The sequence below is a fragment of the Sphingomonas sp. BK345 genome, assembly GCF_014193845.1.
GTDB lineage: Bacteria > Pseudomonadota > Alphaproteobacteria > Sphingomonadales > Sphingomonadaceae > Sphingomonas.
In genome coordinates, this window is sequence record NZ_JACHZX010000001.1 from 470,109 (window position 1) to 493,204 (window position 23,096).

A 23,096-nucleotide genomic window follows, 5' to 3' on the forward strand; every position below is an offset into this window, starting at 1 on the left:
GGTACTGATCCCGCTCTACTGGCCCGCGACTCGCGCCCGCACCGGTTTGACCTTCTGGCCGGGGTTGAGGAACGCGCCCGCCGACTGCACCACGCGCTCGTCACCCTTCAGCCCGCTGGCGATCGCGACCCGATCCTCGGTCACCGTGCCGAGCTTCACGTCGCGACGCTGCGCGCGATCCTCGGCGTCGACGATGTACACGTAATTGCCGCGGTCGTCGCTCAACAAAGCGGACTGCGGCAGCGAGGGCTCGCTCTCCGCCCCGGCGGTGATCGTCGCCGAGGCGAAGCCGCCCGGGCGCAGCGCCGGGTCGTAGCTGAGCTGGATGCGCGCGATGCCCTGGCGCGTCTGCGTGTCGATCACCGGCGCGATCTGCCACACCCGCCCAGCGAAGGAGCGCGTGTCGCCGACCGGCGTCACCTTGGCCGCCGAGCCGACGCGCACGCCCTGGAGGTCGTTCTCGGCGAGTTGCGCGCGCATCTCCATCTCACCGTCACGCGCCATGCGGAACAAGGTGCCAGAGGCCGAGCTGACGATCTGCCCCGGCTCGACCCCGCGGGTGAGGATCAGCCCCGCCGCGGGAGCGCGGATGTCGAGCCGGGCGTTGCGCGCGCGCTGCTCCGAATAGGTCGCCCCCGCCACCTTGAGCCGCGCCGCGGCGGCGTCGCGCGTGGCGATACGGCGCTGCACGTCGGCCTTGGAGATGAACCCGCGGTCGACCAGGCTCTGCGCGCGCTCCAGTTCGGCCTGGGCCAGCACCAGGTCGGATCGCGCCACCGCGATCTGCGAGGCGAGTGACTCGGCAGTCTGCACCTGCACCGAGCGGTCGATCGTGGCGAGCACCTGGCCGGCGCGGACCCACTGGCCGGGCTCGACCAGCACGCGGCTGACCATCCCGCCCTCGCCCGCGACGCCGACCGGCATTTCGCGCTTGGCGGCGAGCGAGCCGGTCGCGCTGACCTGGCGCGCCACCGCCGCCGCGCCGGGCACCAGCACGGTGACAGTCGGGGCCTGGTCGGCCGGCGCGGCGTGCGGCGCGTCCTTGTGACGGGTGAGGAAATAGCCGGCGAGCGCGGCGACGAGCAGCGCGATGCCGGCGATCAGGATCCAGCGACGCCGACGCCGCGGCGTGCCGTCCTCGATCATCAGCTGCTCGCCCTGCAGAGTACCAGCCTCGTACGTCATCCATCCCCCTCCGGCCGGCGTGTATTACCCGCATACATCACCGCGTACAAGTCCGGCGCTGCCCGAGCGCGACATTTTGTGCAAGCGACAACGTAAGTTATCGCGTTCAGCTTGCGTTTCATCGCGGTCCAACACAGCGCAAGTTGTTGAACCACGGGAGACTAAGACGATGAATCGGGCATTGGTTGGCTTGGCGCTATCGCTCGCTACGCTACCCGTGATGGCGAGCGCGCAGGCGCCGCTGCCGATGGCGACCGTGGTGCCCGAGGGCACGATCCTCGACGTCACCGCGGTCGGCAAAGTGTCGCGCGTGCCCGATCTCGCCACCGTGCGCGCGGGCGTGGTGACGCAGGACGCGGTGGCCGCGACCGCCATGCAGCAGAACGTCGATCGCATGGCCGCCGTGGTCGCCGCGCTGAAGAAGGCCGGGATCGCGCCGCGCGACATCGCCACCAGCCGCGTCGCGCTCTCGCCGCAGTATCGCTACGCCGAGAACCAGCCGCCCGCGATCACGGGCTATCAGGCGAGCAACGCGGTGACGGTGCGTTTCCGCGACGTCGCCAAGGCGGGGCCGGTGCTTGACGCGCTGGTACGCGCGGGTGCCAACCAGATCGACGGACCGACGCTGTCGCTCGCCGACGCCGCGGGCGCGCTCGACGAGGCGCGCGCGGACGCGGTGGCGCGCGCGCGGGCGCGGGCGACGCTCTACGCCAAGGCGGCGGGACTGACGGTGGCGCGGATCGTGTCGATCGGCGAGGCCGGCGAGAGCGACGGGGAACCGCCGCGCCCGTTCGCCCAGATGCGCATGGCGGCGGCGCCCGCGGCCGCGGACAGCGCGGTCCTGCCGGGCGAGAGCGAGTTGAGCGCGACGCTCAACGTGCGCTTCCTGCTGAAGTGAGAGGGTGGGGCGAGCTGCGGAAGCCAAAGATCCTCCCCGCTCGCGGGGAGGGGGACCGCCGCGAAGCGGTGGTGGGGGGGGGGCCTCCACAGACGCTGCGCTGCGTGGATAGCCCCCTCCACCACCAGCCTTCGGCTGGCGGTCCCCCTCCCCGTACCGGGGAGGATTTCTAGCACTTGCTCCCGAAAACGAGAAAGGCGGCCGCCCCGCGAAGGGCGACCGCCTCGGTCAGCTCAGCGCGCGCCGCAGGTGCGACGCCGGCTCAGCGCTCAGGCGCTCAGCGCACCCGGCCGCGACGGACCAGGTTGACGATCGCGAGCAGCACGATCGCGCCGACCAGCGAGACCAGGAACGAGTAGATCGTGAGCGGGGCGTTGTTGATCGAGCCGCCGGTGAACAGCAGGCCGCCGAGGAACGCACCGACCACCCCGACCACGATGTTCAGGAAGATGCCCTGCTGCGCGTCCGTGCGCATGATGATGCTGGCGAGCCAGCCGATGACACCGCCGATGACGAGCCAGATGATGATACCCATGATGTTACTCCCCTGCGATACGCCCACACGGTGACGGGCTCTGCCGGGGAATACTCACGAGGCCGGCGCATTGTTCCGGCCCCGTAATTCTGAAAATGGGACGTCGGGGTTAGAAGTTCTGCTGCCGCTCGTAAAGCGTCTTGTAGTGCTGGATCCGCGTCACCCGCAGCCCCGGCATGCCCGATCGATCGATCGCGCGCTGCCACCCGGCGAACTCCTCCACGGTCAGGCCGTAGCGTTGGCAAACCTCGTCGACGGACAGCAGCCCCCCGTTGACCGCGGCGACCACCTCCGCCTTGCGCCGCACCACCCAGCGGGTGGTGTCCGCCGGCGGCAGCGAATCGAGCGTGAGCGGCTCGCCGAGCGGGCCGATCACCTTGGCCGGACGGATTTTTTGGTTCTCGATCATTCCTTACCTCGGTTCCGGGGGTATTCCCCCTCGCCACGTTGGACCCTTGTTGTGTCTCTTCCGTAACGGACGCTGGTTGAACACGCTCTAAAGTGGACCGGTAAACGAGCTATTCACGCCTGCTCCAATCACTCAAAACGGCTGCCGCGGTGGCGTTGAACGTGCCGCTCGCGCCGCGCTCGCCCTGCGCCGTGTCGAGCGCGCGCGCGACCTGGGCGGTGCGCGAGGCGAGCTGGCGCTGGCGCAGTGCGGTGAGCAGCGGCGGGTCGTTGTGGGTCGGTTCGAGTGACATGCCGGCTGCTGTAGCGCCGATGGTCTGAAGGTCGCGTAAAGTGCACCGCAACGCTTCGTTCATTTCGGTTTACGCGACGCGCCCGGAAGGAGTATCCGCTGCCGCATCATGGACAGCGTGGATTTCCAGCTCGCGCCCGGCGCGCGACGCATCGTCGTGGCGATGTCGGGCGGGGTCGACAGCTCGGTCGTCGCCGCGCTCGCCGCGCGCAGCGGCGCCGAGGTGATCGGCGTGACGCTCCAGCTCTACGACCATGGCGAGGCGACGAAGCGCGCGGGCGCCTGCTGCGCCGGGCGCGACATCCGCGACGCGCGTGCGGTCGCCGACCGGCTCGGCATCGCGCATTACGTCTTCGATCACGAGAGCAGCTTTCGCACCGGGGTGATCGAGCAGTTCGCCGACGATTATCTCGCCGGCCGCACGCCGATCCCGTGCGTCCAGTGCAACATGGGCCCGAAGTTTACCGACCTGCTCGCGCTCGCGCGTGATCTCGGTGCCGACTGCCTCGCCACCGGTCATTATGTCCGCCGCGTCGTCGGCGCGGGCGGCGCGGAGCTGCACCGTGCCGCGGACCCTGCGCGCGACCAGAGCTATTTCCTGTTCGCCACGACGCAGGCGCAGCTCGACTACCTGCGCTTCCCGCTCGGCGCTCTTCCGAAGGCCCGGGTGCGCGCGATCGCCGCCGAGATGGGGCTGCTCGTCGCTGACAAGCCCGACAGCCAAGACATCTGCTTCGTCCCCGACGGCGACTATGCCGGCCTGGTCAAGAAGTTGCGCCCCGCGGCGGCGACCGGCGGCGACATCGTCGACCTCGCCGGGCGCAAGCTGGGTGAACATCGCGGGCTGGTGCATTACACCGTCGGTCAGCGCCGCGGGCTCGAGATCGGCGGCAGCGCCGAGCCGCTCTACGTCGTGCGGCTGGAGCCGACGGCGCAGCGCGTCGTGGTCGGTCCGCGCGCGGCGCTCGCCGTCGCAGCGGCGCGGCTCGAGCGGATGAACGTGCTCAGCCCATTGGAGGGCGCGCTCACCGCCAAGGTGCGCTCGATGGCAAAGCCTGTGCCGGCACGGCTCGAGCGGGACCGGCTGGTGTTCGACTCGCCCGAGTACGGCGTCGCGCCGGGCCAGGCGGCGGTGCTGTACGACGGCGACCGCGTGCTGGGTGGCGGCTGGATCGCCGGGACGGAGGCAGCGCTCGTGGCGGCGTGAAATGTCGCGATTTACCAGCGCTCGCCGTCCATTCCGGACTTGCTGAGGGATCTGCCGATGCACGCCGTCGTGAGCACAACGGTCGGACCCGGGACAAGGCGCGGATGAGGGTGAAGAATGGCGGCTCCTCGCCCACGGCGATGCGGAAATTGTTAGACAATTAACTTGCCGCACCGTCGCGACCGCCTAGACTGCCGCTCCGGGAGGGAGACGAGCAGTGGCGAACGGAGAACGTCGAGGACCCGCGCATGTCACGCTCGCGCGCACGCTCGGAGTCGCGATCGTCACCGGCGACTACCCCAGCGGCACGGTCTTGCCGGGCGAGCTCGAGCTGGCCGGCCAGTTCGGCGTATCGCGCAGCGTCATCCGCGAATCCCTGCGCATGCTCAGCGCCAAGGGGCTGGTCGAGAGCCGCCCCAAGGCCGGCACGCGCGTGCGGGAGCGCGCGCAGTGGAACCTGCTGGACCCCGAGCTGCTCGCCTGGATGTTCGAGGGCGCGCCGTCGCTCGGCTTCGTGCGCAGCCTGTTTCAGCTGCGCATGATCGTCGAGCCCGCCGCGGCCGAGCTCGCCGCAGTCCAGCGCAGCGCGGCGCAGCTGTCGCGCATGGGCCACGCCGTCGAGGTGATGGCGCAGCAGGGGCTGCGCACGCAGGACGGGCAGACCGCCGACCAGCGTTTCCACGCAGCGATCCTGGAGGCGACGGGCAACGAGCTGTTGGTGAGCCTGTCGAGCAGCATCGCTGCGGCGGTGCGCTGGACCACCTTCTTCAAATATCGCGTGCCGCTCCAGTATCGCGACCCGATCCCGCTGCACCGCGAATTGTTCGAGGCGATCGCCAACGGCGACGCGGGCGCGGCGCGCGGCGTGACCGAGCGGCTGATCGCGCAGGCCGGGCTGGATACCGAGCGCGCGCTGGGGGCGTGAGATTTGTAAAATCCTCCCCGCTCGCGGGGAGGGTACCATGCGCAGCATGGTGGAGGGGGGCTTCCGCAAACGGGCCGGTGCGTGAGCGGAGAGCCCCCTCCACCACTCGCTTCGCGAGCGGTCCCCCTCCCCGCAAGCGGGGAGGATCGTAGTCTCTCACGCCGCCGCGGCCGCCTCCGTCTCGGCGACGGCGCGGTAGCGGCGGCGCAGCGTGATCTTGTCGATCTTCTCCGTCCCCAGCCGCGGCAGCGGCGCGTCCTCGATCCAGAGCCGCGCGGGCACCTTGAAGGCGGCGACATGCTGCGCGAGGAAAGCGAGCAGGTCCTCGCACGTCACCCCGCCCGGCTCGCTCAGATGCACCACCGCCCCCGGCACCTCGCCATAGCGCGCGTCCGCCAGCCCGAACACCGCCGCCTCGGCCACCAGCGGATGCGCGTAGAGCGCCGCCTCGACCTCCTGGCAGCTGATGTTCTCGCCGCCGCGAATGATGATGTCCTTCTTGCGGTCGACGATGAAGAGATAGCCGTCTTCGTCGAGATAGCCGAGGTCGCCGGTACGGAAGAAGCCATCGGCGGTGAAGGCCGCCGCGGTGTCGTCGGGCCGGCCCCAATATTCTTGGAAATTGGCCGCGGAGCGGATGCCGATCTCGCCGGTCGCCCTTAGCGGCAGCGCGGTGCCGTCGTCGGCCAGGATCGCCAGCTCGACCAGCGGCGCCGAGGCGCGCCCGGCGCTGTCGGGCTTGGCGATGTAGTTGCTGCGCCAATTGCCCGTGCCGATCGCATTGGTCTCGGTGAGGCCGTAGCCGATCAGCGGCGCGCCGGTCAGCTCGGCGTCGAGCCGGCGGACATGCTCGACCGGGCGCGGCGCGCCGCCCGCGGCGAAGTCGGTGACGGTCGATAGGTCGTAGCGCGCCCGCTCGGGGTGGTTGACCATCTCGTAGCTCATCAGCGGCACGCCGACGAAATAGGTCACCTTCTCGCGCTCGATCAGCCGCATCGCCTCTTCGGCGTCCCATTTGGGCATCAGCACCAGCTTGCGCCCCATCGCGAAGCTCTGGAGCAGCGTCGGCACCATCGCGGTGACGTGGAACAGCGGCAGGTTGAGCAGGGTCGCTGGTTGCAGCCCCGTCAGCGCCCCGTCCTGCGCCGCGATACCCATCATCATCAGCGCGGAGGCGAGGAAATTGAACGTCCCTTGCAGCACCTGACGATGGGTCGACAGCGCCCCCTTCGAGCGCCCGGTCGAGCCCGAGGTGAAGAGGATGGTGGCATGATCGTCCCCGGTCAGGGCGGGCAGCACCGCGCCGGCGCCGTTGCCGAGATCGTCCTCGGCGTGCGCCAGCACCTCGGCGAGCGCGGTCTCGATCGGCTGGAGATCGTCGAAGATCTCGACTCGCACCGCCGCCCCGCCCGGGATAGCCGCGAGCCGGCGCGCGCGCGGCGCGTCGGCGAAGACCAGCGCGACCTCGACCTCGTCGAGCGCGGCGGCCATCTCCTCGGCCTGCCACCAGCCGTTGAGCAGCGTCGCCACGCCGCCGGCCATGATGATCGCCATGTAGAGCACGATCCACGAGGGCGAGTTGCGCGCGGCGATCGCCACCCGGTCACCGCGGCGCACGCCATAACCCGTCACCAGCGCGCGCGCGGCGCGAGTCGCGAGGTCGTGGACGCTGCCGAAGCGCAGCCGCTCGTCGCCGGCGACCAGGAACTCGACGTCGCGGTGCTGCTGGCAGAAATGCGCGAAATAGGCGGGAAGCGTCGGTGGAGCGGCGGCGATCATCGGCAGCGTCCGACCGAAACGCGCGACCCGTCCGAGGGGTAGCTGGCCACCGTCGCCGGTCAGCGCCGCCATCACCGCGTCCATCCGCCGGTCGAGCTCGGAAGCCATCACTCTCTCCGCTTGGGTTTGTGCTTTCCTCCCCTTATGCAGGCGCCATTGAGAAGGGGAAAGCCTTGATCCTGTCCGCCCTCGCCGCCGCCGTTCCGGGTGCCGGCGCCGCCACCGGCCACATCCGTTTCGCCGACCTCGGGCTCCACCCCGACGTCTTCTCGATCGGCGTCTTCACGCTGCGCTGGTACAGTCTGGCTTATATCGCGGGCATCGTCGTCGGCTGGTGGTACCTGCTCAAATTGCTGGCCCAGCCCGGCGCCCCGATGGCGCGGCGCCACGCCGACGACCTCGTCTTCTACGCCACGCTCGGCATCATCCTCGGCGGGCGGATCGGCTATGTGCTGTTCTACGCGCCCGAGATGCTGACCCGGCCGCTGTCGATCCTGCGGCTGTGGGACGGCGGCATGTCGTTCCACGGGGGCGTGATCGGCACCTCGCTCGGGCTCATCTGGTTCGCTCGGAAGAACGGGCTCAACTGGCTGCGCGTCCACGATTATGTCGCCTGCGCCGTGCCCTTCGGCCTGTTCTTCGGTAGGCTCGCCAACTTCGTCAACGGCGAGCTGTGGGGCAAGCCCGCGAGCGTGCCCTGGGCGATCGTTTTCGAGCGCACGGTGCCGTACGGCGTGCCGGAGCCGGCGCGTCACCCGAGCCAGCTCTACGAGGCGGGGCTGGAGGGCATCGCCTTGTTCCTGCTGCTCTGGTTCTTCTTCTGGCGAACCGACGCGCGCTACCAGCCGGGCAAGTTGGTCGGTCTCTTCCTCGCCGGCTACGGCCTGGCGCGCTTCACCGTCGAGTTCTTCCGCGAGCCCGACGCGCAGCTGCGCGCCTTCGCCGAGCACACCGGGCTGCACATGGGCCAGTGGCTGTGCGTGCCGATGATCCTGGCGGGCGTCGCGCTGATCGTCACCGCGCCGCGCCGCCGCCGGCGCGTCGAGCCCACCGTCGGGCTGGACAGCGTGGCGTGAGCGAGCCGCTGCTCGCCGAGCGGCTGGCGCGCGCGATCACGTTGGGTGGGCCGATCCCGGTCAGCCAGTTCATGGCCGCCGCCAACGCGCATTATTATGCGACGCGCGACCCGCTCGGCGTCGCGGGCGACTTCACCACCGCGCCCGAGATCAGCCAGATGTTCGGCGAGCTGATCGGCGCCTGGGCCGCCGACCTGTGGGACCGCGCCGGTCATCCCGCGGTCGCCTGGGTCGAGCTCGGCCCCGGTCGCGGCACGCTCAGTGCCGACGCGCTGCGCGTGATGGCGCGTGCCGGGCTGACGCCGTCGGTCCACCTGGTCGAGACCAGCGCGACGCTGCGCGCCGCTCAGGCCGAGCGGCTGCCCGGCGCGACCTGGCACGACTCGCTCAACACGCTGCCGGAGGACGTGCCGCTCATCGTTGTCGCGAACGAGTTCTTCGACGCGCTGCCGATCCGCCAGCTCGTGCGCCGCGCCGACGCGTGGCACGAGCGGCTAGTGGCATGCCAGGACACGCTGTTCGTGCCGATCGCGGGTGCCACGGTACCCGACACAATCGTGCCGCCGGCGCTGCGCGACGCCGCGCCGGGTGCGGTGATCGAGACCTCGCCCGCCAGCGTCGCGGTGATGGCCGACCTCGCCGCGCGGATCGTCGCGCAGGGCGGCGCGGCGCTGGTGATCGACTATGGCTACGAAGGGCCGGCGATCGGCGACACGCTCCAGGCAGTGCGCGCGCATGCCTTCGCCAACCCGTTCGAGGCGCCGGGCGAGCAGGACCTCACCGCGCACGTCGACCTGGCGACGCTGGGGCTGGTCGCCACCGCCTCGGGCGCCCGGTGCGACGGGCCGGTCGGTCAGGGCGCGTTCCTGCGCGCGCTCGGGATCGACCAGCGCGCCGCGGCGCTCGGCGAACGAGTGACACAGGATCGCGACCGGTTGGTCGAGCAGATGGGGGAGTTGTTCAAGGTGATCGCCGTGACTCACGACCAATGGCCGCGCCCGGCGGGCTTCGCATGATGCCGCGCCCGACGCTCCGTCCCGCGACGGTCGACGATGCCGCCAGCCTCGCCGGCGTGGCGCGCGCCACCTTCACCGAGACGTTCGGCACGCTCTACTCCGCCGCCGACCTCGCCACCTTCCTCGAGCAGCACACGCCCGAGGACTGGGCGCGCGAGGTCGCCGACCCGGCCTATGCGGTGCAGATCGTCGAGATGGGGCATGTCGCGGTCGGCTACATCAAGCTCGGGCCGCCCAAGCTGCCCTTCACCCCGCCCGAGGGCGCGATCGAGCTCCGGCAATTCTACCTGCTCCAGCCGTGGCAGGGCTCGGGGCTCGGGCCCGAGATGATGGAATGGGCGCTGGCCGAGGCGCGCGCGCGCGGGCACCAGGCGATCTACCTCTCGGTGTTCACCGACAATCACCGCGCGCGCCGCTTCTACGCCAAATACGGCTTCGAGGACGTCGGCCCGTACCAGTTCATGGTGGGCGATCACGCCGACGAGGACGTCGTGATGCGCCGCGCGCTGTGACCGCGCCCGAGCCCTTCCGCGCGCGGCTGCTCGGCGCGGTGCCGCACGGCTTCCTCGGCCGCGTGGGCGGCGGCTCGGAAGGGCTGTACGCCGGGCTCAACTGTGGGATCGGGTCGGACGACGATCCCGCCGCGGTCGCCGCCAACCGGGAGGCGGCGCTGGCGGCGGTGGCGCCGGGGGCGTGCCTGCTGACGCCCTATCAGGTGCACTCCGCCGACTGCGCCACGGTCGACGCGCCCTTCGCCGAGCGGCCGCGCGCCGACGCGCTCGCCACCGCCACGCCGGGGCTCGCGCTCGGCGTGGTCACCGCCGACTGCGCCCCGGTGCTGCTCGCCGACCCAGTGGCGGGCGTGGCCGGGGCCGCGCACGCGGGGTGGAAGGGAGCGCTGGCGGGGGTGACCGACGCCACCGTCGCGGCGATGGAGGCGCTGGGTGCGTCGCGCGAGCGGATCGTCGCCGCGGTCGGGCCGTGCATCGCGCGCGCCAGCTACGAGGTGGACGGTGGCTTCCGCACCCGCTTCCTCGACGACGACGTGGCCAACGAGCGCTTCTTCGCCGACGGGCGCGCGGGGCACGCGCGCTTCGACCTCGAGGGTTATGTCGCTCACCGGCTCGCCGCGGCGGGGGTGGTGCGGGTCGAGACGCTGGGGCTCGACACCTATGCCGACGAGCGACGCTTCTTCAGCTACCGCCGCTCGACGCATCGCGGCGAGCCGGGCTACGGCCGCCAGATCGCGATCATCGCGGCGGGTTAGGCGCTGGCGGCTGCGAGACTCAACGAGCACTACCCCGGCGGACGCGAGACCGTTGCGAAAGCCGCGGCGCGCCCCTTTTTTCCATCATCCCGGACTCGTTCCGGGATCCACCGTCCCGCGAACTCAGTGCGCGTTGCTCTCGCGATAGGGTGGATCCCGGAACAAGTCCGGGATGACGGGATGGGCACTGACAAAGGTCGCGTTTGCCGAAGTGGGGGCGTGAGGGGAAGGACCTTACCCGTCCCCGCCACCCCTCACAGCACGAAGCGGCTGAGGTCTGAGTTGCGCGCCACGCTCGCCAGCTGCTTGTCGACATAGGCCGCGTCGACCACCAGCGCCTCGCCCGCGCGGTCCTCGGCGTCGAAGCTCACCTCCTCGAGCAGTTTCTCCATCACGGTCTGGAGCCGGCGCGCGCCGATATTCTCGATCTCGCCGTTCACCTCGGCCGCGATCCGCGCCACAGCGCGAATACCGTCCTCGGTGAAGCTCACGTCGACCCCCTCGGTCGCGATCAGCGCGCGGTACTGCGCCGGCAGCGACGCCTTGGTGTCCGACAGGATCGCGACGAAATCGTCCTCGGTCAGCCCCTTGAGCTCGACGCGGATCGGCAGGCGGCCCTGCAGCTCGGGCAGCAGGTCGCTCGGCTTGGCGACATGGAACGCGCCCGAGGCGATGAAGAGGATATGGTCGGTCTTCATCGGGCCGTATTTCGTTGAGACGGTCGTGCCCTCGATCAGCGGGAGCAGGTCGCGCTGCACGCCCTCGCGGCTGACCGAGCCGCCGCGCACGTCGCTCACCGCGATCTTGTCGATCTCGTCGAGGAAGACGATGCCGTTGGCCTCGGCGTCCGCCAGTGCGACGCGGCTGACCTCGTCCTGGTCGAGGCGCTTGTCCGCCTCCTCCTCGACGAGTTTCTCCCACGCCGCGGGCACCAGCAGTTTGCGCCGCTGCTTCGGCCCGCCGCCGAACGCCTTGCCCATCATCTCGGACAGGTTGATCATGCCCACCGAGCCCTGCCCGCCGGGCAGCTCGAACGGCATCTGCGGCGCCTGCTGGAGCTCCAGCTCGATCTCGGTCTCGGACAGATGCCCGTCGCGGAAGCGCTGCTTGAAGCTCTCTCGTGTGGCCTGGCTCGAGTCCTTGCCGACCAGCGCGTCGAGCAGCCGGTCCATCGCCGCGGCCTCGGCCTTGTCCTTCACCGCCAGCCGGCGGCGCTCCTTCTCGAGCCGCACCGCTTCCTCGACCAGGTCGCGCGCGATCTGCTCGACGTCGCGGCCGACATAGCCGACCTCGGTGAACTTGGTCGCCTCCACCTTGACGAAGGGTGCGTCGGCCAGCTTGGCGAGGCGGCGGCTGATCTCGGTCTTGCCGCAGCCGGTCGGCCCGATCATCAGGATGTTCTTGGGCGTCACCTCGTCGCGCAGGTCGGGCGCTAGCTTCTGCCGGCGCCAACGGTTGCGCAGCGCCACCGCGACCGCGCGCTTGGCCTCCTTCTGGCCGATGATGTGCGCGTCGAGCGCGGCGACGATCGCCTTTGGAGTCAGATTATCGTTCATGCAGAATCAAAGCCTTCGTCGGCGAATGTTGAGTAAGTTGTGTCGCTGGCCGGTGTCGCGCGCGCCTCAGCTCGCGCTGTCGAGCGTCTCGATCGTCAGCCGGTCGTTGGTGTAGACGCAGACCTCCGCGGCGATCGCCATCGCGCGGCGGCTGATCGTCTCGGCGTCCTGCTCATAGTCGACCAAAGCGCGCGCCGCGGCGAGCGCGTAATTGCCGCCCGAGCCGATCGCGGCGATCCCGGCCTCGGGCTCGAGCACGTCGCCGTTGCCGGTGAGGATCAGCGTCACCTCCTTGTCGGCGACGATCATCATCGCCTCCAGGTTGCGGAGGTATTTGTCGGTGCGCCAGTCCTTGGCGAGCTCGACCGCGGCACGCATGAGGTGGCCGCCGTGGCGCTCCAGCTTGGCCTCGAGCCGCTCGAACAGGGTGAAGGCGTCCGCAGTGGCGCCGGCAAAGCCGCCGATCACCTTGCCGTCCCCTAGCGTGCGGACCTTGCGCGCGTTGGGCTTCATCACGGTCTGGCCCATCGAGACCTGGCCGTCGCCGACCACGACGACCTTGCCGCCGCGTCGAACCGATAGGATGGTGGTGCCGTGCCAGACCGGCGCGGCGTGTGGATCGTTCCCGCTCATGCCGCGCGATATGGGGAGTGCGGCGGGGTCTCGGCAAGTGTACCCGGAAAGGACGAGATCCTTGATCGACGCTGTGGCGAGACAGCCCGGACCGCGGCATAGCGGGTGCCGGAGAGTGAGTAGCGATGATAACCGACAGGGACCGGCTGTATTTTCAGAGCCGCGCCGAAGCCGAACTCAAGCTGGCTGCCGAAGCGAAGGATCACGCGGTGTGCCAGGCGCATTATGAGATGGCGACCCAATACCTCGAGGCGGCGCACGGCGCGCACATGCGCCTGCCGCCCGACCCGCAGCGGATGGCGCGCCACGGCTGAGCTGCTCTCGATCCTCCCCGCTCGCGGGGAGGATCTGAAACGTCGCCGTCGATCTCAGCATAAGATGCTGGCGGCTGTGAGGTGACGACGCGCAGCGCAGTGATGGTGACCTCATCCGCCCGCGAGATTTATCGCGGATGTGACTTGCCCCGGAGCCGGGCCGTCGCCGACCCGTCGACTCCGCACGCTACTCCGGCTCACGCCCGCACGTAGAACAGGTGCGTCCCCACCCGCGCTACCTTCACCAGCGAGTTGCGCCAGTACGGCACCATCCAGTCGGTATGGTAATGCGTCGCGCGCCCCACCTCGGCGTCGACCTCGCCCGCCAGCGCGCGCCGCGCCATCCGCCGCGCGCCGATCCAGCCCGTGCGCACGGGGCGCCGCCCGACCGATCCGTCGCAGGTGAAGGAGAATTGGCAGCCGGTGTCGCGCGTGGCGCCCTGGTAGACGACGCCGCACACCGTCTTGGGATAGCCGGGCGCGCGCACGCGGTTGAGCACGACCTGCATCACCGCGCGCTGACCGCGTCGGTCGTCGCCCGCCTCGTATAGCGCCGCGGTGGCGAGACATTCGACCGCCTGCGCGCGCTCCGCCTCGCCGCCGCGGAAGCGGTAGCGCGACGCGGTGCGGCGACGCTCGGCGTGGAGCGGGAAGGCCTGGTTGGAGGCGCGCGCGGCCTCAGCGCTCATCCGCGCCGTCGCGGGGCGCGGCGCGCGCGGGGACCAGCTGTCGAGCCAACCGAGCGTCACCGCCGCCAGCGCGAAGGCGGCGACGATCAGCGGCCACGTCAGCCACGTCCGCGCGCCGCGCCGGCCGCGCCGACGCGCCGGCCGCCGCCGCGCGGGAGAACGGGAGCGTCGCTGCGCCATCGCCGCGCTGTACCGCGCCGCGCCGCACCGGGGAAGTTGCCGACCGCCGGTTCGCTACCGGCGCGTGAGATGCGCGACGAAGGCCTCGGCGGCGGCCTGGTCGCGGCCGAAGCAGATCAGCGATCGCCGCGCCACTTCGTGCGGGTCGAGACGGTAGCGCAGCGTCACGCGCCACGCCCGCCAACCGTGCCGCGGCAGCACGCCCGCGATCTGTTCGGGGTCAAGCTGCACCGTCTGATAGGCGGTGGAGCGATCGATCAGCCATACGAGCGGCCCCTCCGCGACCGCGACCGCGCCGGGTCCAGCGAAGCACCATCGATGCGTGAGCGCCGTCCCGCTGATCGCAGCGAGCCGTTCGGCCAGCACGTGCGCCCGATGTCGGTCAAGCCGACGCGCGAGATAGAGACATGCCCCGGCGAACGCCGCCAGGATGGCCGCGGCGAGCGCGACGCCGCGCCACAGCGCCAGCAGCGACGCCGCGGCCGCCACGGCGGCATAGGCGCGGCACTGGCGCGGCCGCCCGTCGGCGCGCTCGCCCGGGACGAGCGGTACCAGCGCTGGCTCGTGGTCGGAGGGCGGCGCGGCGGGGTGGAGCATCATCCTCCATCTTAGCCGCGCAGCGGATCGGCGGCGGCGCGCGCTCGCCTGATCGGGTCGCGCCGCGTGCGCGCCGGCCACCACGGGCCGGCGCGGCGCCCGCTCAGGCCTTGACGTGCTGCGAGATGTACTTGTTCATCTCGAACATCGTCACCTTGTCGCGGCCGAACACCTTCTTGAGCTTCTCGTCGGCGACGATCTCGCGCTTGTTCTCCGGGTTCTGCAGGTTGTTCGACTTGATATAGTCCCACACCTTGCTGATCACCTGGCTGCGCGGCAGCTTCTCGTTGCCGACGATCGCGCCGAGCTCGGCCGAGGGCTGGACGGGCGCGTGGATGCCGCCGGTCTTGCCGGTGGTGGTGGTGGTCGCCATGTTCTTCCTTCCTGTTCGTGCCGGCCGAGCGGGCCGGTCCTGCGGAGATGTCGCCGTCACGACGCGGCGGCGCTGGTGCGCCGGCCCGCGCCGAGTCTCTCACACCGACGATGCGCGAGCGTAACGGTACGCCGCGCACTGGATCGCCGTCGCCGCGCCGTCTAGGGGAAAAAGCATGAGCGACGATACGCGACACACGCCCGACGACGGCGACCTGGTGGCGGCGACGGGCAAGATCCCCGTTCCCGAGGAGGTGGCCGAGGCAGTCCGCACCTTGCTGCGCTGGGCGGGCGACGACCCGACGCGCGAGGGGCTGCGCGACACGCCGCAGCGCGTCGCGCGCGCCTGGAAGGAATATTGCGCCGGCTATGCCGAGCATCCCGAGGTGCATCTCGCGCGCGTGTTCGAGGAGGTGGGCGGCTATGACGAGATCGTGCTGCTCAAGGACATCCCGTTCCAGTCGCACTGCGAGCATCACATGGCGCCGATCATCGGCAAGGCGCACATCGCCTATCTGCCGCGCGACCATGTCGTCGGCATCTCCAAGCTGGCGCGCGTGCTGCACGGCTTCGCACGGCGGCTCCAGGTACAGGAGCGGCTCACCGCCGAGGTGGCGGACTGTATCTGGCACAATCTGCGCCCGCAGGGCGTGGCGGTGGTGATCGAGGCGAGCCACGCCTGCATGACCGCGCGCGGCGTGCGTACCCCCGGCGTGGCGATGGTGACGAGCCGGATGATGGGCGTGTTCCGCGACGACGACCGCAGCCGCAAGGAAGTGCTGGCGCTGATGGGCCTGTCGTGAGCGCGCGGCGCGTGCTGGTGACCGGCGGCGCCAGGCGGCTGGGTGCCGCGATCGCGCGCGCGGTCGCCGCGGCGGGGCACGTGCCGGTGATCCACTACCGCCGCTCGCGCGACGAGGCCGAGGCGCTCGCCATCGAGCTGGGCGGCGCCACAGTGCAGGGCGACCTCGCCGACACCGAGGCGCTGCGCGACCTGCTCGACCGCGCCGGCGACGTCGACTCGCTGGTCAACAGCGCGTCGCAGTTCGACTATGACTCGCCCGCGGCGATCGACCCGGCGCTGGCGGCGCGGCTCCACGCGATCAACGCGGTCGCGCCCGCGGTGCTCGCCGCTGCGCTGGCCGAGCGCGACGGCGCGCGCGCGGTGGTCAACCTGCTCGACCAGAAGCTCGCCAACCCCAACCCCGATTTCTTCAGCTACACGCTGTCCAAGGCGGCGCTGGCGAGCGCGACCGAGCTGATGGCCCAGGCGTTCGCGCCGCGCGTCCGGGTCAATGCGGTGGCGCCGGGGCTAACGCTGCCGAGCGGCGACCAGAGCGACGCCGCCTTCCACTCGGTGGCGCGCGCCAACCTGCTGTGCCGCCCGGTCGGCGCGGAGAACGTCGCCGCCGCGGTGGTCTATCTGCTCGAGGCGGAGAGCGTCACCGGACAGACGCTCTACGTCGACGCGGGCCAGCGTTTCTGCCGCAGCGACCGCGACGTCATGTTCACGGGGGGCGAGGGGAGCCGGCACCAGCATGGCTGAGTTCACCACGCTGATCGAGGACATGGCGGTGGCGATGCGGCTCGGCATCCACCCGCACGAGGCGGCGCCGCAGCGCGTGCTGCTGTCGGTTTGGCTGACGGTCGATTACCCCGGCCTACCCGCCGACACGATCGAGGCGGTGCTCGACTATGATCGCGTCCACGACGGCATACGCGCGCTCGCCGACGAGGGATTCGCGCTGCAGGAGACGCTGGTCGAGCGGGTCGCCGCGCTGTGTCTGGCGGACGCGCGCGTGCGGCAGGTGCGGGTGCGCTCGGTCAAGGCCGACGTCTACCCGGACGCGCGCGTCGGCTGCGAGATCGTCCGCGGGCGCTGAGCGGCTGTGGCGCGGACGGTCGGCGGCGCGCCCGCATTGTTACCCCGGCCTAAAGCGTGAATTCCTGCAGCCGCGAGAGCAACGGCTCGGGCGGGTGCGGGACGTCGGATCCTGGCTCAAGGCCGGGATAACGGGGAACTCGTAGGAGGAACAGTCTCTCTTAGAAGACGGGACTCTCCTGCCCAGCCAGCAGCTCGAACTCGACCGCGTCGTGCGCGCAGAACATGCGCACCTCACCGGCGTGATCGAGCGACAGCCGCCGCAGCCGGCGCTGGTTGGCGAGCCGCGCGACACGGTCGACCTCCATCAGCTTCTGGTAGCCGCGCAACCCCGGCGGGCAGTGATAGTCCTCGCTGCCGACCTCGCCGCGGTAGAAATAAGCGTCGCCGGCGTGGAGCAGCCATTGCCCGTCGTCCTCCTGGATCGCGACGCCGGCATGGCCCCAGCTATGGCCCGCCAGCGGCACCAGCAGCAGCTCGGGCGGCAGCCCCTCGAGTTGACGCACCGCGTCGAAGCCGAACCAGCGCTCGCCGCCACCGGCGGCATAGAGGCGCCAGTTCTCCGCCTCGTCCCATTGTTGCGGGCGATAGCGCCGCCGCCCTACGAAGGCGCCGCCGGCGCGCGCGTCCGCCACCTCGCGCTCGCGCGACAGCAGGTGGATCGTGGCGTTGGGAAAGTCCTCGATCCCGCCGGCATGGTCAAAGTCGAGATGGGTCAGCACGATATGCCGCACGTCGGCGGGATCGAAGCCGCGCGCGATCACCTGCGCGCGCGCGGTCTCCTCGCCGCGCAGCTGCGGATTGCACAATTGGATGAAGAACTCGGCGAGGCGCTGTCGCGGCCGCGCGACGTCGCGCGTGCCATAGCCGGTGTCGACCAGCACCAGCCCCGCCTCGCTCTCGATCAGCAGGCAGTGGCAGACGAGATGCGCGCGCGCGCCCGCGCTGCTGCCGTCGAACAGCGCGCCGCCGGCGGGGCAGCAGGTGCCGCAGTTGAGGTGATGGATCCGCATCAGGCGACCTCGATCTCGGCCGCGCCCGGGTGCGCGACCGCGCGCGCGTGCGGCGCGAGGCGGCGGCGGGTGCGCTCGTCGATCGCGGGCCGCGCGATCCGCCAGGCGCGCGCGGTGAGGAACGCACCGCCGGCCAGCGCCAGCACAGCGGCGGCGCTCCAGCGGGTGGTGGTGAGGGGTGGCGCCATCGTCTCGCTCGTTGCTGCGGAAGGGTGGGAGATCAACGGCGGGAACCGGGAGGCGTTGCGGTCCGAGACGGGCAAAGTGGCTGATTTAGGTTTGTATTCAGCGGGTTAAGCGACAAATCCTTCCCGTGCCGGGGGAGAATTAAGGAAGCCCTGTCCTACATAGCAACGTTCCCGCTATGTTCCATCCTCCACCAAGCCAGGAGGACCCATGATCGACGAGCTCATCGACGCGGTGATCGACCGCGAGGGCGGCTATGTCCGCCACCCCGCCGACCGCGGCGGCGCGACCCGCTACGGCATCACCGAGGCGGTGGCGCGTGCCAACGGCTATGTCGGCGACATGCGCCAGTTCGCGCGCCCGGCCGCGGTGGCGATCTACCGCCGCGCCTACTGGCAGCAGCCCGGTCTCGACCGGGTCGCGACGCGCGCGCCCCAGCTCGCTGCCGAGCTGTTCGATACCGGCGTCAACATGGGGCCGACGACCGCGGTGACCTTCCTCCAGCGCGCGCTCAACGCGCTCAACCGCGGCGCCAGCGACTATCCCGACGTGCCGCTCGACGGGCGCGTCGGCCCGGCGACGCTCGCCGCGCTCGATCGCTTCCTCGCCACGCGCGGCGCGGCGGCGCAGGCGGTGCTGGTCAAGGCGATCGACTCGCTCCAGGGCGAGCGCTACCTGTCGCTCGCCGAGAAGCGCCCCGCCGACGAGGCGTTCCTGTACGGCTGGCTCGCCCAGCGCGTCGGCTGAGGGGAGGCGGAGATGGCACTTCTCGACGGACTGGTCGCGCCGGTCGCTGGCCTGCTCGACAAACTCATCCCCGACCCGCGCGCGCGCGAGGCGGCGAAGCTGGAGCTGCTGCGGCTCCAGGGCTCGCAGGAGCTGGAGCAGGTCAAGGCGCAGCTCGCCGCGGTAGTGGCCGAGGCGCAGTCGGCCGATCCCTGGACCAGCCGCGCGCGGCCGAGCTTCCTGTACGTCATGTATGCGCTGCTGCTGTGGAGCATCCCGATGGGGCTGATCGCGGCGACCCGGCCCGAGATGGCGAGCGCGATCGCGCGCGGCATGAACGCCTATCTCGCCGGGCTGCCCGAGCCGCTCTACACGCTCTTCGCCACGGGCTATCTCGGCTACACCGTGGCGCGCGAATGGGGCAAGGCGAAGGGGCGGTGACGGGCTAGGCCGTCCTGAGCGCGAGGGTGGAGGGCATCCTTTCCGCCCCCCCCCCTTTTGACGCATGCGGGCGAGATCGTGTGCACCGGACGCGACCTCGCCCTGGCGTTCGATCCATCGAAGCCGCCCGTACTCCCGCGCACGCGGGAACCCAGAGCCACAGGTGGAGGCGTCGGTGACCCTGGGCTCCGGCGTTCGCCGGAGCACGCTGCCGCTTCAGATGCGGTAGCTGCGCCTTCAGCGCAGGCGAAGGCGGTATCACGCGAGATCGGCCGCGCTCAGCCGTGGAGGACAGCGCCACATCAAAGGCACCGACAGCGACACCGACCGGTAGTGCCGCGCTCCTGCGGCCCTCCGCTTCTCACGCTATCTCGCGTGATCGAACCTCAGCCGATGGCGCGCCGCGATGGCCCGTCAGTACGGCGGCTTGTCCAGCCCCGCGGGCGAGCAGGTGAAGATCTCGCAGCCGTCCTCGGTGATGCCGATCGAGTGCTCGAACTGCGCCGAGAGCGAGCGGTCGCGCGTCACCGCGGTCCAGCCGTCCTCCAGCAGCTTCACGTCGGGTCGGCCGATGTTGATCATCGGCTCGATCGTGAAGATCATGCCGGGGCGCAGCTCCACCCCTGTGCCCGGCCGCCCCACATGCACCACCTCGGGCGCGTCGTGGAACAGCCGGCCGAGGCCGTGGCCGCAGAAGTCACGCACCACGCCGTAGCGGTTCGACTCGGCATGGCGCTGGATCGCGTGCGCCACGTCGCCCATGTGATTGCCCGGCCGCGCCTGCTCGATGCCCAGCATGAGGCACTCGTAGGTCACCTCGACCAGCCTTTTGGCCTTCAGCGGCACGTCGCCGATCAGGTACATGCGGCTCGAGTCGCCGTGCCAGCCGTCGACGATCGGGGTCACGTCGACGTTGACGATGTCGCCCGACTTGAGCGGCTTGTCCGCGGGGATGCCGTGGCAAACGACATGGTTGATCGAGATGCAGGTGCTGTGTGCATAGCCTCGATAGCCGAGCGTCGCGGGCACGCCGCCGCCGGCCAGGATGAAGTCGTAGATCAGCCGGTCGAGCGCCGCGGTGGTGACGCCGGGCACCATGTGCGGCACCAGCATGTCGAGCGTCTCCGCGGCGAGCCGGCCCGCCTTGTGCATGCCGTCGAAGGCATCGCGCCCGTGCAGCTTGATCGCGCCGGTGCGCCCGTGCGGCGCGTCGCTGGTGACGGTGACATAATCGGTCATCGCGGCGATATAGCGTGGCGAGGGGGCGAATGCGAGGCTATGCCCGCCCGCTATGGAGACCGAACGCATCTGGACCGCGGCGCTCGTCGTCATCGGCGACGAGATCCTCTCCGGCCGCACGCAGGACAAGAACATCGCCCAGCTGGCGAGCTGGCTCAACGTCCAGGGCATCCGCCTCGCCGAGGTGCGCGTGGTCCCGGACAATGAGAACGCGATCGTCGAGGCGGTCAACCAGTTGCGCGCGCGCAACGACTATCTCTTCACCACCGGCGGCATCGGGCCGACGCACGACGACATCACGGTCGATTCGATCGCGGCGGCGCTCGGCGTCGGCGTGGTCCACCATCCCGAGGCGGTGGCGGTGCTGGAGCATTATTACGCCTCGCGCGGCGGCATCACCGCAGCGCGGCTGCGGATGGCGCGCGTGCCGGAGGGCGCGACGCTGATCGAAAATCGAGTCTCGGGCGCGCCGGGGATCCGCGTCGGCAACATCTTTATCATGGCGGGGGTTCCGCACATCACCGCGGGGATGCTCGACTCGCTCACCGGCACGCTCGAGGGCGGGCGCCCGGTGGTGAGCGGCACGATCGGCTGCTGGGTGGCGGAGAGCGAGGTCGCCGACCTGCTGCGCGACGCCGAGAAGGCGCACGAGGGCGTCTCGATCGGCAGCTATCCCTTCTTCCGCGAGGGGCGCACCGGCGCCAATTTCGTGGTGCGCTCGCCCGACGCGGCGCTGGTGGAGCACTGCCTCGCCGACCTGGGCGCCGCGCTGACGGCGGCGGGGCATAAGGTAGTGGCCGGCGGGATCTGACCCTTCCCGACCCCACGAGCAGCGGGGATCCGAACTCCCATCATCGCCAACGCGATCCGAGATGTCGCGAGGCGCACACTCGATCGGGCATCTCGCGACACCATCGGTCCGGGTTCAAACCGAAGAGGCTGCTGGCGGCGGCGGGCCCGGACAGGAGCCGCGCAGGCGCGCGGTGAAGCCCGCCCCGCCCCTCACCCGCGCCGGCCGCCGCCCCTGCCTTCGCCGCCCTTGCCCTCTCCGCCCGCGCGCGACCGCCGCTCGCCGCGGCGCTCCTTGCGCACCGTCTTGGCATGCGCCCGCGCGCGCGCCTTCTTCTCCTCGCGTGTCGGCGGCGCGCGCTCGTCGAGCGGCATCATGTCGCCCGCCATCGCCTCGAAGCCGAGCGAGGCGAGGCTCTCGGCGAAGTGCGACGGCAGCTCGGCGGTGACGTCGATCTCGCCGCCGTCGGGATGGTCGACGCGGATGCGGCGCGCGTGAAGGTGCATCTTGCGGCTGATCCCGCCGGTGAGGAACGCCGCCGGGCCGCCATATTTGCCGTCGCCGACGATCGGGTGACCGATCGCCGCCATATGGACGCGCAGCTGGTGCGTGCGCCCGGTGAAGGGTTGCAGCTCGACCCAGGCGGTGCGGTTACCCGCGCGCTCGATCACGCGGTAGCGAGTCCGCGCCGGCTGGCCCTCGGCCTCGTCGACGTGCATCTTCTCGCCGCCGGTGCCGGGCTGTTTGGCGATCGGCAGCTCGATCGTGCCGTCGTCGATCGAGGGCACGCCGACGATCAGCGCCCAATAGACCTTCTTCGCGGTGCGGCCCGAGAAGGCCTTGGCGAAGAAACCAGCGGCGCGCGCGGTCCGCGCCACCAGCAGCGCGCCCGACGTGTCCTTGTCGAGCCGGTGGACGAGTTTGGGCCGGCCCTGCGACTCGTCCTGTAGCGCGTCGAGCAGCCCGTCGACATGCGCGGTCGTCTTGGTGCCGCCCTGCGTGGCGAGGCCGGGGGGCTTGTTGAGCACCAGCGCCTGCGCGTCGCGGTGGATCACCAGCTCGCGCGCGAAGGCGATCTCGTCGTCGCTGAGCGGGGCGCGCTGGCGCTCGGGCCTGGCATCGAGGCGGACGGGCTCGGGCGGGGGCACGCGCAGCACCTGACCGGCCTGGACGCGGTCGCCGGGTCCGACGCGCGCGCCGTCGAGACGGAGCTGCCCGGTGCGCGCCCATTTGGCGACGGTGGTGAAGCTGGTGCCGTCGAGGTGGCGCTTGCACCAACGGTCGACGCGGATCCCGTCGTCGTCGAGCGCGACGGTGAACTGGCGAACGCCCTCGCCGCTCATGCCGCCACCCGCACCAGCGCGAGCCCGGCGAACACCGCCGCGATCGCGCCGACCACCGAGACGAGCGCATAGCCGAGCGCGCCGAGTGCGGCGCCGCGCTCGATCATCGTCGCGGCGTCGAGCGCGAAGGCGGAGAAGGTGGTGAAGCCGCCGAGCAATCCGACGCCGAGCAGCAGCCGCCAGTTCTCGCTAGCGCCGGTGCGCGCGAGCGCGCCGACGAGCAGCCCCATCAGCAGCCCGCCGACCAGGTTGACGGTCAGCGTGCCCCAGGGCCAGTCGGGTCCGAGCGCCGCGGTCATCGCGCGCCCGGTCAGGTAGCGCCCGGCCGTACCGACCGCGCCGCCCGCCATGACGAGAAAGAGGGAGTTCATCGCGCCGCCCTAGTCGCTTTCGGCGCCGAAGGAAATCGGCGGGCGTGGGTGGAGGATAGTGGTGGTGATCAGGCGGTGACAGCGACGGGGAGCGGGCACGAGGCAGCCTTGCTCACGGCCGCGGCTGGAGGATGAGGTCGCCCGCGCGGTCGACCACGCCGTCATTCCCGCGCAGG

General features: G+C 70.9%; 29 protein-coding genes. 14 read left to right on the forward strand and 15 right to left on the reverse strand.

The features are described from left to right. Positions 1 to 15: 15 nt before the first annotated feature. Positions 16 to 1,185 carry an efflux RND transporter periplasmic adaptor subunit gene (locus FHY03_RS02060; protein WP_183921612.1) on the reverse strand — a complete coding sequence of 390 codons (1,170 nt, stop codon included), beginning with the start codon at positions 1,183 to 1,185 and terminating at the stop codon, positions 16 to 18. Between the two features lie 220 nt (positions 1,186 to 1,405). Between FHY03_RS02060 and FHY03_RS02065 the strand changes: the two genes are divergently transcribed. Beyond that, positions 1,406 to 2,083, forward strand: coding sequence for an SIMPL domain-containing protein (locus tag FHY03_RS02065; protein ID WP_260158615.1), 678 nt, complete (start codon positions 1,406 to 1,408; stop codon positions 2,081 to 2,083). 277 nt (positions 2,084 to 2,360) lie between these two features. Here the strand turns inward: FHY03_RS02065 and FHY03_RS02070 are convergent, their stop codons facing one another. The 3 genes from FHY03_RS02070 to FHY03_RS02080 all read right to left on the reverse strand — a co-directional run bounded on the left by FHY03_RS02070 (position 2,361) and on the right by FHY03_RS02080 (position 3,319). Beyond that, positions 2,361 to 2,618, reverse strand: a complete 258-nt coding sequence (locus FHY03_RS02070; protein WP_183921614.1) for a GlsB/YeaQ/YmgE family stress response membrane protein — start codon at positions 2,616 to 2,618, stop codon at positions 2,361 to 2,363. Positions 2,619 to 2,727: 109 nt separating this feature from the next. Continuing rightward, entirely contained in the window at positions 2,728 to 3,027 is a 300-nt protein-coding gene (locus FHY03_RS02075; protein WP_183921615.1) for a DUF1153 domain-containing protein, read from the reverse strand. Positions 3,028 to 3,136: 109 nt separating this feature from the next. Then, on the reverse strand, positions 3,137 to 3,319 hold the full coding sequence (locus FHY03_RS02080) for a hypothetical protein (RefSeq protein ID WP_183921616.1): 183 nt from the start codon (positions 3,317 to 3,319) through the stop codon (positions 3,137 to 3,139). Between the two features lie 108 nt (positions 3,320 to 3,427). Between FHY03_RS02080 and mnmA the strand changes: the two genes are divergently transcribed. Together mnmA and FHY03_RS21285 are read left to right on the forward strand one after the other, a co-directional pair. After that, positions 3,428 to 4,525: a tRNA 2-thiouridine(34) synthase MnmA gene (mnmA, locus tag FHY03_RS02085; protein ID WP_183928460.1), complete on the forward strand. Its 1,098-nt coding sequence runs from the start codon at positions 3,428 to 3,430 to the stop codon at positions 4,523 to 4,525. A 217-nt stretch (positions 4,526 to 4,742) separates the two neighbouring features. Beyond that, a complete protein-coding gene (locus FHY03_RS21285; protein WP_183921618.1) occupies positions 4,743 to 5,450 on the forward strand; it encodes a FadR/GntR family transcriptional regulator in 708 nt (235 codons plus the stop codon). Between the two features lie 156 nt (positions 5,451 to 5,606). Here FHY03_RS21285 and FHY03_RS02095 read toward each other — a convergent pair whose 3' ends face one another. Beyond that, on the reverse strand, positions 5,607 to 7,337 hold the full coding sequence (locus FHY03_RS02095) for a class I adenylate-forming enzyme family protein (RefSeq protein WP_183928462.1): 1,731 nt from the start codon (positions 7,335 to 7,337) through the stop codon (positions 5,607 to 5,609). 65 nt (positions 7,338 to 7,402) lie between these two features. Here FHY03_RS02095 and lgt point away from each other — a divergent pair, with 65 nt between their 5' ends. Genes lgt through pgeF form a run of 4 tightly spaced genes read left to right on the forward strand, consistent with a single transcriptional unit; the run spans position 7,403 to position 10,588 of the window. Continuing rightward, positions 7,403 to 8,305: a prolipoprotein diacylglyceryl transferase gene (lgt, locus tag FHY03_RS02100; RefSeq protein WP_183928464.1), complete on the forward strand. Its 903-nt coding sequence runs from the start codon at positions 7,403 to 7,405 to the stop codon at positions 8,303 to 8,305. Continuing rightward, on the forward strand, positions 8,302 to 9,321 hold the full coding sequence (locus FHY03_RS02105) for a class I SAM-dependent methyltransferase (protein WP_409314142.1): 1,020 nt from the start codon (positions 8,302 to 8,304) through the stop codon (positions 9,319 to 9,321). Before lgt ends, FHY03_RS02105 begins: the two co-directional genes overlap by 4 nt. Continuing rightward, positions 9,318 to 9,833: a GNAT family N-acetyltransferase gene (locus FHY03_RS02110; RefSeq protein ID WP_260158616.1), complete on the forward strand. Its 516-nt coding sequence runs from the start codon at positions 9,318 to 9,320 to the stop codon at positions 9,831 to 9,833. The genes FHY03_RS02105 and FHY03_RS02110 overlap by 4 nt, the downstream gene beginning before the upstream one ends. Beyond that, positions 9,830 to 10,588, forward strand: a complete 759-nt coding sequence (gene pgeF, locus FHY03_RS02115) for a peptidoglycan editing factor PgeF (protein ID WP_183921621.1) — start codon at positions 9,830 to 9,832, stop codon at positions 10,586 to 10,588. The genes FHY03_RS02110 and pgeF overlap by 4 nt, the downstream gene beginning before the upstream one ends. A 254-nt stretch (positions 10,589 to 10,842) precedes the next feature. On the opposite strand, the gene hslU is transcribed toward pgeF, so the two are convergent. Together hslU and hslV are read right to left on the reverse strand one after the other, a co-directional pair. After that, a complete protein-coding gene (gene hslU / locus FHY03_RS02120) occupies positions 10,843 to 12,144 on the reverse strand; it encodes an ATP-dependent protease ATPase subunit HslU (RefSeq protein WP_183928466.1) in 1,302 nt (433 codons plus the stop codon). 66 nt (positions 12,145 to 12,210) lie between these two features. Then, positions 12,211 to 12,777 carry an ATP-dependent protease subunit HslV gene (gene hslV, locus FHY03_RS02125; RefSeq protein ID WP_183928468.1) on the reverse strand — a complete coding sequence of 189 codons (567 nt, stop codon included), beginning with the start codon at positions 12,775 to 12,777 and terminating at the stop codon, positions 12,211 to 12,213. Between the two features lie 125 nt (positions 12,778 to 12,902). On the opposite strand from hslV, the gene FHY03_RS02130 reads away from it, so the two are divergent. Beyond that, a complete protein-coding gene (locus FHY03_RS02130; RefSeq protein ID WP_132908728.1) occupies positions 12,903 to 13,091 on the forward strand; it encodes a hypothetical protein in 189 nt (62 codons plus the stop codon). Positions 13,092 to 13,288: 197 nt separating this feature from the next. Here FHY03_RS02130 and FHY03_RS21290 read toward each other — a convergent pair whose 3' ends face one another. The 3 genes from FHY03_RS21290 to FHY03_RS02145 all read right to left on the reverse strand — a co-directional run bounded on the left by FHY03_RS21290 (position 13,289) and on the right by FHY03_RS02145 (position 14,930). Further along, the gene (locus tag FHY03_RS21290; RefSeq protein WP_183921624.1) at positions 13,289 to 13,960 is read right to left on the reverse strand and encodes a cell wall hydrolase; all 672 of its coding nucleotides are present in this window, start codon (positions 13,958 to 13,960) and stop codon (positions 13,289 to 13,291) included. Between the two features lie 54 nt (positions 13,961 to 14,014). Beyond that, positions 14,015 to 14,560: a hypothetical protein gene (locus FHY03_RS02140; protein ID WP_183928470.1), complete on the reverse strand. Its 546-nt coding sequence runs from the start codon at positions 14,558 to 14,560 to the stop codon at positions 14,015 to 14,017. Positions 14,561 to 14,660: 100 nt separating this feature from the next. Beyond that, positions 14,661 to 14,930 (reverse strand): SWIB/MDM2 domain-containing protein, encoded by a 270-nt coding sequence (locus FHY03_RS02145; RefSeq protein ID WP_183921626.1) that lies wholly within the window; start codon positions 14,928 to 14,930, stop codon positions 14,661 to 14,663. Between the two features lie 175 nt (positions 14,931 to 15,105). On the opposite strand from FHY03_RS02145, the gene folE reads away from it, so the two are divergent. From folE to FHY03_RS02160, 3 genes are read left to right on the forward strand one after another with little or no spacing between them, the layout of a single operon-like run. Next, complete coding sequence (gene folE, locus FHY03_RS02150; RefSeq protein ID WP_183921627.1) at positions 15,106 to 15,732, forward strand: GTP cyclohydrolase I FolE; 627 nt, start codon at positions 15,106 to 15,108, stop codon at positions 15,730 to 15,732. After that, complete coding sequence (locus tag FHY03_RS02155; protein WP_183921628.1) at positions 15,729 to 16,475, forward strand: SDR family oxidoreductase; 747 nt, start codon at positions 15,729 to 15,731, stop codon at positions 16,473 to 16,475. The genes folE and FHY03_RS02155 overlap by 4 nt, the downstream gene beginning before the upstream one ends. Further along, positions 16,468 to 16,812 (forward strand): dihydroneopterin aldolase, encoded by a 345-nt coding sequence (locus FHY03_RS02160; protein ID WP_183921629.1) that lies wholly within the window; start codon positions 16,468 to 16,470, stop codon positions 16,810 to 16,812. The genes FHY03_RS02155 and FHY03_RS02160 overlap by 8 nt, the downstream gene beginning before the upstream one ends. A gap of 160 nt (positions 16,813 to 16,972) precedes the next feature. Here the strand turns inward: FHY03_RS02160 and FHY03_RS02165 are convergent, their stop codons facing one another. Both FHY03_RS02165 and FHY03_RS02170 read right to left on the reverse strand, forming a co-directional pair. Next, a complete protein-coding gene (locus tag FHY03_RS02165; RefSeq protein ID WP_183921630.1) occupies positions 16,973 to 17,824 on the reverse strand; it encodes an MBL fold metallo-hydrolase in 852 nt (283 codons plus the stop codon). After that, a complete protein-coding gene (locus tag FHY03_RS02170; protein ID WP_183928472.1) occupies positions 17,824 to 18,012 on the reverse strand; it encodes a hypothetical protein in 189 nt (62 codons plus the stop codon). Before FHY03_RS02170 ends, FHY03_RS02165 begins: the two co-directional genes overlap by 1 nt. 208 nt (positions 18,013 to 18,220) lie before the next feature. On the opposite strand from FHY03_RS02170, the gene FHY03_RS02175 reads away from it, so the two are divergent. After that, positions 18,221 to 18,757 carry a glycoside hydrolase family 108 protein gene (locus FHY03_RS02175; protein WP_183921632.1) on the forward strand — a complete coding sequence of 179 codons (537 nt, stop codon included), beginning with the start codon at positions 18,221 to 18,223 and terminating at the stop codon, positions 18,755 to 18,757. 12 nt (positions 18,758 to 18,769) lie between these two features. After that, on the forward strand, positions 18,770 to 19,177 hold the full coding sequence (locus FHY03_RS02180) for a holin family protein (RefSeq protein WP_183921633.1): 408 nt from the start codon (positions 18,770 to 18,772) through the stop codon (positions 19,175 to 19,177). A gap of 414 nt (positions 19,178 to 19,591) precedes the next feature. On the opposite strand, the gene map is transcribed toward FHY03_RS02180, so the two are convergent. Continuing rightward, entirely contained in the window at positions 19,592 to 20,416 is an 825-nt protein-coding gene (map, locus tag FHY03_RS02185) for a type I methionyl aminopeptidase (RefSeq protein WP_183921634.1), read from the reverse strand. A gap of 52 nt (positions 20,417 to 20,468) precedes the next feature. On the opposite strand from map, the gene FHY03_RS02190 reads away from it, so the two are divergent. Further along, positions 20,469 to 21,227 (forward strand): molybdopterin-binding protein, encoded by a 759-nt coding sequence (locus tag FHY03_RS02190; RefSeq protein WP_183928474.1) that lies wholly within the window; start codon positions 20,469 to 20,471, stop codon positions 21,225 to 21,227. Between the two features lie 191 nt (positions 21,228 to 21,418). Here the strand turns inward: FHY03_RS02190 and FHY03_RS02195 are convergent, their stop codons facing one another. Both FHY03_RS02195 and crcB read right to left on the reverse strand, forming a co-directional pair. Next, complete coding sequence (locus FHY03_RS02195; RefSeq protein WP_183928476.1) at positions 21,419 to 22,549, reverse strand: RluA family pseudouridine synthase; 1,131 nt, start codon at positions 22,547 to 22,549, stop codon at positions 21,419 to 21,421. Next, positions 22,546 to 22,920: a fluoride efflux transporter CrcB gene (crcB, locus tag FHY03_RS02200; protein ID WP_183928478.1), complete on the reverse strand. Its 375-nt coding sequence runs from the start codon at positions 22,918 to 22,920 to the stop codon at positions 22,546 to 22,548. The genes FHY03_RS02195 and crcB overlap by 4 nt, the downstream gene beginning before the upstream one ends. Positions 22,921 to 23,096: the final 176 nt, after the last annotated feature.